Source organism: Novosphingobium sp. Fuku2-ISO-50 (genome assembly GCF_001519055.1).
In the GTDB taxonomy this organism is placed as follows: Bacteria; Pseudomonadota; Alphaproteobacteria; order Sphingomonadales; family Sphingomonadaceae; genus Novosphingobium.
The window spans coordinates 354,771-366,268 of the sequence record NZ_KQ954286.1 but is presented as its reverse complement, the minus strand read 5'-3'; the positions used below and the strand labels follow the sequence as shown (position 1 = coordinate 366,268).

At 64.0% G+C, this 11,498-nt stretch carries 10 protein-coding genes; 5 read left to right on the top strand and 5 right to left on the bottom strand.

All coding sequences use genetic code 11. The features are described 5' to 3' along the window. Positions 1-27: 27 nt before the first annotated feature. Both rdgB and rph read right to left on the bottom strand, forming a co-directional pair. A complete protein-coding gene (gene rdgB / locus AQZ50_RS04490) occupies positions 28-654 on the bottom strand; it encodes an RdgB/HAM1 family non-canonical purine NTP pyrophosphatase (RefSeq protein ID WP_067743156.1) in 627 nt (208 codons plus the stop codon). Between the two features lie 5 nt (positions 655-659). Then, positions 660-1,376, bottom strand: a complete 717-nt coding sequence (rph, locus tag AQZ50_RS04485) for a ribonuclease PH (protein WP_067743842.1) — start codon at positions 1,374-1,376, stop codon at positions 660-662. Positions 1,377-1,527: 151 nt separating this feature from the next. Between rph and hrcA the strand changes: the two genes are divergently transcribed. Continuing rightward, complete coding sequence (gene hrcA / locus AQZ50_RS04480; RefSeq protein ID WP_156427238.1) at positions 1,528-2,592, top strand: heat-inducible transcriptional repressor HrcA; 1,065 nt, start codon at positions 1,528-1,530, stop codon at positions 2,590-2,592. After that, positions 2,589-3,170 carry a nucleotide exchange factor GrpE gene (locus AQZ50_RS04475; RefSeq protein ID WP_067743154.1) on the top strand — a complete coding sequence of 194 codons (582 nt, stop codon included), beginning with the start codon at positions 2,589-2,591 and terminating at the stop codon, positions 3,168-3,170. The genes hrcA and AQZ50_RS04475 overlap by 4 nt, the downstream gene beginning before the upstream one ends. A gap of 46 nt (positions 3,171-3,216) precedes the next feature. Here the strand turns inward: AQZ50_RS04475 and AQZ50_RS04470 are convergent, their stop codons facing one another. Next, positions 3,217-3,729, bottom strand: a complete 513-nt coding sequence (locus tag AQZ50_RS04470; RefSeq protein WP_067743153.1) for a copper chaperone PCu(A)C — start codon at positions 3,727-3,729, stop codon at positions 3,217-3,219. Positions 3,730-3,903: 174 nt separating this feature from the next. Here AQZ50_RS04470 and dnaK point away from each other — a divergent pair, with 174 nt between their 5' ends. Continuing rightward, complete coding sequence (dnaK, locus tag AQZ50_RS04465) at positions 3,904-5,808, top strand: molecular chaperone DnaK (RefSeq protein ID WP_067743150.1); 1,905 nt, start codon at positions 3,904-3,906, stop codon at positions 5,806-5,808. 126 nt (positions 5,809-5,934) lie between these two features. After that, positions 5,935-7,074, top strand: a complete 1,140-nt coding sequence (dnaJ, locus tag AQZ50_RS04460) for a molecular chaperone DnaJ (protein WP_067743143.1) — start codon at positions 5,935-5,937, stop codon at positions 7,072-7,074. A 31-nt stretch (positions 7,075-7,105) separates the two neighbouring features. Here the strand turns inward: dnaJ and AQZ50_RS04455 are convergent, their stop codons facing one another. Continuing rightward, positions 7,106-7,444 carry a GIY-YIG nuclease family protein gene (locus AQZ50_RS04455; protein ID WP_067743140.1) on the bottom strand — a complete coding sequence of 113 codons (339 nt, stop codon included), beginning with the start codon at positions 7,442-7,444 and terminating at the stop codon, positions 7,106-7,108. Then, a complete protein-coding gene (locus tag AQZ50_RS04450) occupies positions 7,441-9,810 on the bottom strand; it encodes a patatin-like protein (RefSeq protein ID WP_067743137.1) in 2,370 nt (789 codons plus the stop codon). Before AQZ50_RS04450 ends, AQZ50_RS04455 begins: the two co-directional genes overlap by 4 nt. 299 nt (positions 9,811-10,109) lie before the next feature. Here AQZ50_RS04450 and AQZ50_RS04445 point away from each other — a divergent pair, with 299 nt between their 5' ends. Beyond that, positions 10,110-11,495, top strand: coding sequence for a TIGR03013 family XrtA/PEP-CTERM system glycosyltransferase (locus tag AQZ50_RS04445; protein ID WP_067743134.1), 1,386 nt, complete (start codon positions 10,110-10,112; stop codon positions 11,493-11,495). Positions 11,496-11,498: the final 3 nt, after the last annotated feature.

Below are 11,498 nucleotides of genomic sequence, written 5' to 3'. Positions count from 1 at the left end.
TCCCCGAGCCGGGGAGGAATTTGGATTCTACGCCGGAAACTGGTCGATGACCAGCTTGGCGAAGGCGTTGGCGCGATGGCTTTTGGCGTGTTTTTCGGCGGGGTCGATTTCGGCGAACGTGCGCGTGTCGCCGTTCAGGACGAATACCGGGTCATAGCCGAAGCCGAGCTTTCCACGCGGCGGCCAGGTCAGCGTGCCATCGACGCGGCCTTCGTAGACCGTTTCGGCGCCATCGGGCCAGGCCAGCGCCAGAACGCAGGAAAACCAGGCATCGCGCGGGGCGTCGGGGCCTTGCTCGGCCAGTTTGCCTTCGACTTTGCCCATGGCCATGTACCAGTCGCGACCGGGCCCGCCTTCAAACGGCCCGGCTTCGGCCCAGTCGGCGGTATAGACCCCCGGCGCGCCGCCGAGGGCTGCGACCGACAGGCCGGAATCGTCGGCGAGCGCGGGCAGATTGGCGCCTTGTGCTGCGGCATGGGCCTTGATCAGCGCGTTTTCGACAAAGGTCGTGCCGGTTTCGGCAGGCTCGGGCAGGCCGAGTTCCCCCGCCGAAAGGCATTCCACCCCATAAGGCGCGAGCAGCGCGCGAATTTCGCGCAACTTGCCCGCGTTATGGGTGGCGATAACGAGCTTGCCGGGAGCGAGCTTTTTCATCGCGATCAGCGACCTACAGCGGCATCCTGCGCCGCGAAGATCTGCGCGCAGCCGATGCGGGCAAGGCGCAGCAGGCGCAGCAGGCCTTCCTCGTCATAAGTCGCGCCTTCGGCCGTGGCTTGCGCTTCGGCGATATGGCCGCCTTCGATCAGCACGAAATTGGCGTCGGCATCGGCGCTGCTGTCTTCGATATAGTCAAGATCGAGCACCGGCGTGCCGGTGACGATGCCGCAGGAGATCGCGGCGACCTTGCGCGGCAGCGGGTCTTCCTTGATCAGCCCCTGGGCCATCAGCTTGTCCACGGCGAGGCGCAGCGCGACCCAGGCGCCCGAAATCGAGGCGGTGCGCGTGCCGCCGTCGGCCTGAATCACGTCGCAATCGAGCGTGATCTGGCGTTCGCCGAGCTTTTTGAGATCGGTCACGGCGCGCAAGGACCGCCCGATCAGACGCTGGATTTCCTGGGTGCGGCCCGATTGCTTGCCCTTGGCCGCCTCGCGGCTGCCGCGCGTGTGCGTGGCGCGGGGCAGCATCGAATATTCCGCCGTGACCCAGCCTTCGCCCTTGCCGCGCAGGAACGGCGGCACGCGTTCTTCGACCGAGGCGGTGACCAGCACTTTGGTATCGCCAAAGCTGATCAGCACCGAGCCTTCGGCATGCTTGGTGAAACCGGTCTCGATCGTGATCGCGCGCATTTCATCAGCGGCGCGACCGGAAGCTCGCATGGCAGTCATATCTGGGGCATGTCCTTGATTGCGGGTATCGGGGGATTGCGGATAAGTGGGGCCGCGTGTGGCGCATCGGCGCGCCGACCGCAAGTTCTGTTGCGGTGTGGGCTTGTTCCGTCGCGGCCAAGGGGTCATCATGCGCGGCATGATAGCCGGCCCAACGCTTACCGAACTGTCGGCCCGCGCGCGCGACATTTTCCGCCTTGTCGTAGAGGGCTATATCGCCAGCGGCGTGCCGGTCGGATCGAAGACGCTTGCCGGAAGCGGCGGGCTCAATCTGTCGCCCGCCTCGATCCGCTCGGTCCTGCAGGAATTGCAGGATGCGGGCCTGCTCGCCGCGCCGCATACGAGCGCGGGGCGGGTGCCGACCGAAGTGGGCCTGCGGCTGTTTGTCGACGGGATCATGCAGGTTGCCGAGCCGTCGCTTGCCGAACGGGCGCAGATCGAACGCGGGCTGGCACAAGGCGGCACGATCGAATCGGCGCTTGCCGCCGCGAGCGCGGCGCTGTCGGAGCTGTCGGCGGGCGCCGGTGTGGTCATGGTGCCCCGGCGCGAGCCGCGCCTGTTGCAGATTTCGTTCGTTCCGCTGTCATCGCATCGCGCGCTGGTCGTGCTGGTGGCCGAGGACGGCGGGGTCGAAAACCGGGTGATCGAACTGGCCGAGCCGGTCATGCCCGGCGTCCTCGAAGCGGCGGGCAATTATCTGACCGCGCGGCTGACCGGACGGACGCTGGCCGAAGCGGCGCAAGGGATCGCGCATGAAATCGCCAGTGGAAAAAGCGCGCTCGATGCCGCCAGTACCGATCTCGTGCGCCGGGGGCTTGCCGTATGGAGCCACGATGCGGCGCAGCGCCCCGTGCTGGTGGTGCGCGGGCAGGCCAATCTGCTCGATGACGCGGCGGTGCAGGATCTCGAACGGGTGCGCCAACTGCTTGAAGAACTGGAAAGCGTGGAATCGATCGCCCACGTTCTCGATGCCGCGCGTGAGGCGGAGGCGACACGCATTTTCATCGGCAGCGAAAACCGCCTGATGTCGCTTTCGGGCTCGGCGGTGATCGCCACGCCCTGGCGCGACGGGGATGGCCGGGTGGTCGGCGTGGTCGGGGTGATCGGCCCAACCCGGTTGAATTATGCGCGCGTCGTCCCCATGGTAGATTTCACCGCTCAATCGTTGAGCAAACTTATCGGACAAGACGGATTTTCAAGAAAATGACCGACACCGAGCGACGCTCTCGTGAATCCGGGGCCCAGGACCCTGAAATTGCCGCAGAACTGGAAGGCGTGCCCGCAGACATGATCGACGATACCGGCAACACTCTCGACGAAGACCTCGCCCGCCTGGGCGATGAACTCGATGCCGCGCGGCAGGATATTCTCTACGCCAAGGCGGAAACGCAGAATGTGCGCCGTCGGCTGGAAAAGGACATTGCCGACGCGCGCGCTTATGCCGCGACGGCCTTTGCCCGCGACATCCTGTCGGTGGCCGACAACATCGCGCGCGCGCTCGAAGCGATCCCTGCCGATCTGCGCGGGGATGACAAGTTCAAGAACCTTGTCGCCGGGCTCGAAGCCACCGGGCGCGAGATCGAGAAGGTCTTTTCCAGCCACGGCATCACGCGCATCGCCGCCAAGGGGCTGCCGCTCGATCCGCACCAGCATCAGGCGATGATCGAAATGCCCTCGGTCGATGTCGAGCCGGGCACCGTGCTGCAGGAATTGCAGGCGGGCTACATGATCAAGGACCGTCTGCTGCGCGCGGCGATGGTCGCGGTCGCCAAAAAGCCGGAGTGATCGAAAAGCCCCCGGATCAGGACCGATCCGGGGGCTGCGATTTTCGTTACATCTTCATATCGCCGCCGGGCGCCGTGACTTTGGCCTTGGCGTTGACTTTGGCTCCGCTGTCCAGCGTTGCAGTCAGGTCGGTGGTGTCGCCCGGCTTGAGCGAGCCGTCCATGTCGAACAGCATGACGTGATAGCCGCCGGGGGCGAAACTGATCGGCTTGCCCGGCGCGATCGGCACGGCGTCGACCGGGCTCATCGTCATGGCGCCGCCTTCCATCTTGCTTTCGTGCATTTCGGCGCGGGCGAAGTGGGCGACTGCGACCGAGACGAGCTTGCCGTTCACGTCGCTGTTCAGCGTGAAATAGGCGACCGCCGGGCGGCCGGGCACGGCGGGCAATTGTACCGTGGCATCGCTGAGCGCGGGGCCGGATGCCGGGACTGCCGCCGGGGCTTCAGACGGTGCTCCAGATGGGGCGGCCTCGGTGGCGGGCGTTGATGCATCGGGCTTGCCCGAACAGGCGGCCAATGCGGCGAAAGCGAGAGGGACGATCAGGGATTTGCGACGCATGGCCGGTCCTTTGTACAGACTATTTCAAACATGGTTTGATCTAGGACTGCGCGACCCTTGTGCCAAGCCAAAGCGCACCTATATCCGCCTCGTCTGAGCCGCGAGACGGTCGTTCGCCCGGCAGGGGGGCGTCCAGAAAGCGCGGTGTCGCTATACGCAAGGAAGTGGGAAACTATGGCTAAAGTTATCGGTATCGACCTCGGCACGACCAACAGCTGTGTGGCTGTGATGGACGGCGGTACGCCCAAGGTCATTGAAAATTCCGAAGGCGCGCGCACGACCCCGTCGATCGTCGCCTTTACCAAGGATGGCGAACGCCTGATCGGCCAGCCGGCCAAGCGTCAGGCCGTGACCAATCCCGACAACACGGTCTTTGCGGTCAAGCGGCTTATCGGGCGTCGTTTCGAAGACCCCATGACCCAGAAGGACGCCGGCCTCGTTCCCTATGGGATCGTCAAGGGCAAGAACGGCGATGCCTGGGTCAATGCCGGTGGTCAGGATTACAGCCCGTCGCAGATTTCGGCCTTCACCTTGCAGAAGATGAAGGAAACCGCCGAAAGCTATCTCGGCGAAACCGTGACCCAGGCGGTCATCACCGTCCCCGCATACTTCAACGACGCGCAGCGCCAGGCGACCAAGGACGCCGGGCAGATCGCCGGTCTTGAAGTGCTGCGCATCATCAACGAGCCGACGGCGGCGGCGCTGGCTTATGGCCTCGACAAGCAGGACGGCAAGACGATCGCGGTCTATGACCTTGGCGGCGGCACGTTCGACATCTCGGTGCTCGAAATCGGCGATGGCGTGTTCGAAGTGAAGTCGACCAACGGCGACACGTTCCTCGGCGGCGAAGACTTTGACACCGCGCTGGTCGATTATCTGGCCGAAAAGTTCAAGGCACGCGAAGGGCTCGATCTCAAGACCGACAAGCTCGCGCTGCAACGTCTGAAGGAAGCGGCGGAAAAGGCCAAGATCGAGCTGTCTTCGGCCCAGACTACCGAAGTCAATCTGCCGTTCATCACTGCGCGCATGGAAGGCGGCGCGACCACCCCGCTGCATCTGGTCGAAACGATCACCCGTTCCGATCTCGAACGGCTGGTGGGCAAGCTGATCGACCGTACGCTCGAACCCTGCCGCAAGGCGCTGGCCGATGCCGGGCTGACCGCCAAGGACATCGACGAAGTCGTGCTTGTCGGCGGTATGACCCGCATGCCGCGGGTGCGTGAAGTCGTGCGCGATTTCTTCGGCAAGGATCCGCATACCGGCGTGAACCCGGACGAAGTCGTCGCCATGGGCGCGGCGATCCAGGCCGGCGTGTTGCAGGGCGATGTCAAGGATGTGCTCCTGCTCGACGTGACCCCGCTGTCGCTGGGGATCGAAACGCTGGGCGGTGTCATGACCCGGATGATCGATCGCAACACGACGATCCCGACCAAGAAGGCGCAAGTCTTCTCGACGGCCGAAGACAATCAGCAGGCTGTGACCATCCGCGTGTTCCAGGGCGAACGCGAAATGGCCGCCGACAACAAGATGCTCGGCCAGTTCGACCTCGTCGGCATTCCGGCGGCGCGGCGCGGCGTGCCGCAGATCGAAGTCGCTTTCGACATCGACGCCAACGGCATTGTCAACGTTTCGGCCAAGGACAAGGGCACCGGCAAGGAACAGCAGATCCGCATCCAGGCCTCTGGCGGGTTGAACGAAGCCGACATTGACCAGATGGTGCGCGATGCCGAAAAGTTTGCCGCCGAAGACAAGAAGCGGCGCGAAGCGGCCGAGGCGCGCAACAACGCCGACAGCCTGGTCCATGCGACCGAGCGTCAGCTCGAAGAACACGGTGACAAAGTCGAACCCGCGCTGAAGAGCGAGATCGAAGCGGCGCTGGCCGACGCGAAAAAGGCGATTGAAAGCGGCGACACCGACGCGATCAACGCCAAGGCGCAGGCGCTGACCGAAAAGGCGATGAAGCTGGGTCAGGCGATCTATGAAAAGGAACAGGCCGGGGCCGCTTCTCCGGGTGCGGCGCAGCCGGGCGGTGAAGACGTGGTCGATGCCGAGTTTTCGGAAGTCGACGACAAAGCCTGATCCTGGGCTTGATCGGGGTGCATAGCCCGCGATGAAATGCGCCCGCCGTTCGTTCGCTCCCGCCGGAGCGCCGGACGGCGGGCGGTTTCGTGATCCCACCAGCCGTTTTTTTCGGGAATCCATGTGATGTCGGCCGAGATCGATTTCTACGAACTGCTCGAAGTTGAGCGCACTGCGGACGACAAAGTGCTCAAGTCCGCCTATCGCCGGCTGGCCATGCGTTTTCACCCCGACAAGAATCCGGGTGACGGCGAGGCCGAGGCGAAATTCAAGCAGATCAACGAAGCCTATGCCTGTCTGTCGGATCCGCAAAAGCGCGCGGCCTATGACCGGTTTGGCCATGCCGCGTTTCAGCAGGGCGGGCCCGGCGGCGGGGGCGGCGGCTTTGGTGGTGGCGCCGAATTCGGCGATCTGGGCGATATTTTCGAAACGATCTTTGGCAATGCCTTTGGCGGCGGCGGTGGTCGGCAGCAGGCGCGGCGCGGCGCGGATTTGCGTTACGACATGGAAATCTCGCTGGAAGATGCCTATCACGGCAAGACCACCGAAATTGCCGTCGAAGTCTCGCAAAAATGCGAACCGTGCGGCGGATCGGGCGCGACCCCCGGCACCTCGGCACGGCGCTGCACGATGTGCAGCGGACAGGGCAAAGTTCGTGCGCAACAAGGCTTTTTCATGGTCGAGCGGGCCTGCCCGACGTGCCACGGGCGCGGCGAAGTGATCGAAAAACCATGCCGTCATTGCCGGGGCGAGGGCCGGGTCGACACGCCGCAACGGCTCGAAGTCGAAGTGCCGCCCGGCGTCGACAACGGCACGCGCATTCGTCTTTCAGGCAAAGGCGAGGCAGGGCCGAACGGCGCACCGGCGGGCGACCTGTATATTTTCATTCATGTGAAATCGCACAAAGTGTTCGAACGCGACGGGACCACGTTGATGGCCCATTTGCCGATCACATTTACGACTGCAGCACTTGGCGGATCGATCGAATTCCCGGGAGTCGATGGTGCACGCCATGTTTTTGACATACCGGCGGGTATCCAGTCTGGTAAGCAACTACGCAAACGGGGGGCAGGTATGCCGGTGCTGCAGGGGCGCGGTTCCGGCGATCTGGTGGTCGAAGTGCAGGTCAAGACGCCGGAGAAACTGACTGCTCGTCAGAAGGAACTGCTGCGCGAGTTGCAAGAGACGGAGACTGGTGCGGAATGTCCTGAAGTCAAAAGTTTCTTTGACCGTATCAGGAACGCCTGGAACGACCTGCGGGAGTGAGGGGCGGGCCATCTGACCCAATAAAACTGAGTCATTCCCGCGAAGGCGGGAATCCAGTCGCGCCTAGCGGCTCGAAACCGAAATCGATTGCGAGATCGCGCCAGTCCGGGTTGGTGGACTCAATGAGTTTGAGCTTCCAGGCGCGCTCCCATTTCCTGATGCGCTTCTCACGCATGATTGCGGATTCCATCGATGCGTGTTGTTCGAACCAGACCAGTGCCTTGACGCCGTGCTGATTCGTGAACCCGCCAAGCAGGCCTTCGCGATGTTGCGCCACGCGCTGGAACAGGTTTGATGTGACGCCGGTATAGAGCGTTCCGTTGCGGCGCGAGGCCATGATGTACACAACGGGTGAGAACTCGCGGGTCATTGGGCCGTTGCTTCTGGATTCCCGCCTTCGCGGGAATGACTCGTATAGGAGGAATTGGCCTGTTCGACCTCGCGCCGGATGCCCGGCACCAGCGCGGGGTTGGCGGTCAGGCGCGGCTCTTCTTCGGCGAGGATGGCGAGGAACGCGTCGCGCCTGAACGTGGCCAGCATGGCGTCGGGCAAGGCCGGTTCGACCGACGAGGCAATGATGTCGATCACGCGTTCGGCACCGTGAAGGCGACCCCAGAGATAGTCGTTTTCGCGATAGGCGCGGCTGAAAAACGCGCCGAAATTGTAAAATCCGACGCCTTTCAGGCAGGCGGCGGCGCCGCCTGCACGGATCGAGGGGGCGTCTTCGGGCGAAATGCGATCGACCTTGATCGGATCGAATTCCCCCAGGCCGCCGCTTTCCACGCCTTCGCCCTGCAACAGCGGCAGCGTGGCGATGTCGTACCAGGCAAAGCCGAGGTAGGCATGCAGGAACCGCCGCCGCAGCGCGCGATTGAGCGCGCCCAGGGCATCGACCATCATGGCATCGACTTCGAGATCGATCAGGGCGAGGTCGCGCCGCGCCGCGATCGCGGTCAGCGCCGCGCCCGGATCGCGCAGCACCACCGATGCCGAGGCGGCAAAGCCGGGGCCGAGCCCGCGTGCGGTTTCGCGCGTCTGATAGAGCGCCTGCGCCTGATAGACGATGGCGCGGGCGCTTTCGCGGCCCGACTTGACGTCGGCGCCCTCGTTCCAGTCCTGCGTAAGCCGCCGGGCCAAAAGCTTGAGCCGACGGATGCGATACCCGATGTCATGGGTGCGAAAAAAGGCGATGGCCGCAGCGCTGGCATCGCCTTTGTCGGTGATCACGCGGCCCAGGCCATGGCCTGCAAGATGCGCGGCGAGCACCGGCGCGATGCGCTCGGCAGGGCCTGCTTCGGGCGCGGCTCCGGCAAAGGTCGCGGCGAGATCGGCCAGAATCGCGTCCATCTTGATCCGGGCATAGCCGTGATAGGCAAAGCCCGCGGATTCGGCCGCCGCCTGTTGCGCCTTGGCCCGCCAGGCGGTCAGCCGTGCGCGACTGGGCGATTCGAAAAACAGGGTATGGCCGAACAGTCGCGCGACTTTGGTTTCGATGTCCGGGCGCAGTGTCTCGACGAGTGCGCGCAGCCTTTCGCGTTCGCGCGATTGGCGGGTGATCGCTTCAAGGTTGTCGCGGATCGGCTGTTCGCGCGGGATCGCGGAGAGCGCGGCAAAGATCGTGGTGAAAAATCCGGGCGGCTTGGGCCGGGGTGCTCCGGGGGGCGTGGGGTTTGGCTCGATATAGACAAAGCGACGATCGACTTCGCGTCGCGCCGGGCGATCGCGCAAGGCGGCCATCGCTTCGGCAAAGGGCCGATTGTTGAGCACGGCGCCATCGATCAGCGCGGCATCGTCGATCCGCCCTTCGCGCCAGCGCTCGGGCATGGTCCGTTTGAGAAATGTGTCGCGTCCCGGCCAGGGCAAACCGCGTTCGGCGGCCAGCGCGTCGATTTCGGCAGTGCCGAGCGGGGGAAAGGCGCCCGGAAAGCTCGCCGTGGCGCGCGCGGCGAGAATCAGTTCGGTCAGCGGCGCCAACTGCGCACCGGGGCGGGCGTCGGCATGAAATCCGATCGTCAGGCGATGTTCGCTTTCCTGCACCAGCGGCGGGCTGTTGAGCCGCAATTGCGCGCTATGGCCGATCAGGTCGGTTGCGGTTACCACCAGATCGAGCGGATGGCCGGGCGGCAGCAGCGGGCCCTGGTTCGCGCCTTCGCCGGACGCCTTCATCGCGGCAAAGGCATCGGCCAGCAGGCGCGAAAAGCCGATCCCGCTGAACGGCGGTTCGAACCAGCGCGCACGGATCAACCGCGAGACTTTGGCACGGACTTCGGCGCGGGTATCTTGGGCCAGACTCGCGTCGTCGAGCCCCGAACCCGGCAGCCGCAGCGCCAGCCAGACGACCGGCCAGGCCCAGATCTTCGCCAGTCGGCCCCATGGCCGCGCTTCTGGCGCGATCAGGACGTCGCTGTCGGCGCATTCTAGCCACAGCCGGGTCAGCGCATCGAGGCTTTGCCCGCTGATCAGTGCCTGCGCCAGAAACACCGCGTTGATTCCGCCCGCACTGGTTCCCGACAGGATGTCGGGGACAAAGCGCAGAGCGAGCGCGCGGCTTTGCCCGATCGTGTTGAACAGCCGGGCATAGACCCCGGCGACGCCATCGGGATGAGGATCGCCTGCGTGCCAGGACCGGCTGGCGCGGGTGGCGTGCCAGATTTCCTTGGTCACGCCGTGCATGGTGACCGCAAGGCTGATCCCGCCGTAACAGACCAGCGCGACGCGCAGTTCCTTTTCCCGCATGGGCCCCCTTTCGCTCTGTCAGCGTCATTGCATCAACCGCATGGTCTGGCCAGTGCGGATCGTCGCGTCGTGGCCGCGCGGCATGCATCACATGGGCGGTCCTTGGTGTAAATCGCACCGACAAAGCGCACTATGGTCTTTCAAAAAATTGTGATATTTCAGTGAGAGAGTTATGCCCGGCCCGGATAATGATTGTCAGATTTACCGACGCTTTACGGTTCCTGGGCTAAGGCCGTGAATGTTAGTCAAGGCTGGTCACCGGTCGGGACGGCATGGGACCACAAAGGGCATCAGTGTCGATGATCCGCTTGTTCAAGCATTATATACCCAACGCGGTCCTGTTGCTTGGGCTGTTCGATTTCCTGCTGCTCATTGCCGCAGGCGAACTGGGCTGGCTGGTGCGCGCCTGGCAGATCGGCATCGATCCCGGCGACATCAACCAGCGCTGGACGCCGCTGTTGATCTTTGCCGCGCTGGAGCAGACCGCGATGATTGCGGTCGGCGTCTATGGCTCCGATGCGCTGCGTTCGATGCGTTATGCCGGGGCACGGCTGCTTGTCGCGATCAGCCTGGGGATCATCGCGCTGTCGGTGGTCTATTTCCTGCTGCCGGGGCACACGCTGTGGCGCTCGAATCTGCTTTATGCGATGTTTTTCGCGATCGCGCTGTTGCTGCTCGTGCGGCTTTTGCTGGGCGGCCTGTTCGGCACTGCGGCGTTTCGCCGCCGGGTGCTGGTGCTGGGTGCGGGCGCGCGCGCGGATCGACTGCGCAAGCTGGGCGAGCGGCAGGAGGCCGGCTTTGTCATCATCGGCTATGTCGGGATGAGCGCAAACCCACCGGTCATCGAAGAAGCGATCCATCGCGACGCGATTGGCAATCTGACGCACCATGTCGAAACTCTGGGCGTCAGCGAAGTGGTGCTCGCGCTTGAGGAACGGCGCAACGCGCTGCCGCTCAAGGATCTCTTGCGGATCAAGACCACCGGCGTCCATGTCAGCGAGTTTTCGACGTTTCTCGAACGCGAGACGGGCCGGATCGATCTTGATACGGTCAATCCGAGCTGGCTGATCTTTTCCGACGGCTTTTCGTCGGGGCAGATGGTTTCGAGCGCGATCAAGCGTCTGTTCGATATTGTCGCCAGCCTGACCCTGTTGCTGGCGACGGCGCCCATCGTCGCGATCTTTGCCGTGCTGGTAAAGCTCGACAGCCGGGGCCCGGCGTTTTTCCGCCAGACCCGCGTCGGGCTTTATGGGCAGGATTTCTCGCTGATCAAACTGCGCTCGATGCGCCTCGATGCAGAGGCGGGCGGGGCGCAATGGGCGGCCGAGCACGATCCGCGGGTCACGCGTATCGGCCGGATCATCCGCAAGCTGCGCATCGATGAGTTGCCGCAGGCCTGGACTGTGCTCAAAGGCGAGATGAGCTTTGTCGGCCCGCGCCCCGAACGCCCCGAATTCGTTTTGGATCTTGAGGAAAAGCTGCCGTTCTATGCCGAGCGACACATGGTCAAGCCCGGCATCACCGGCTGGGCGCAGATCAACTATCCTTATGGCGCTTCGATCGAGGATTCGCGCAACAAGCTCGAATTCGATCTCTATTATACCAAGAATTACACCCTGTTTCTCGACTTGCTGATCCTGCTTCAGACGCTGCGGGTGGTGTTGTGGAACGAGGGCGCGCGATGAGCG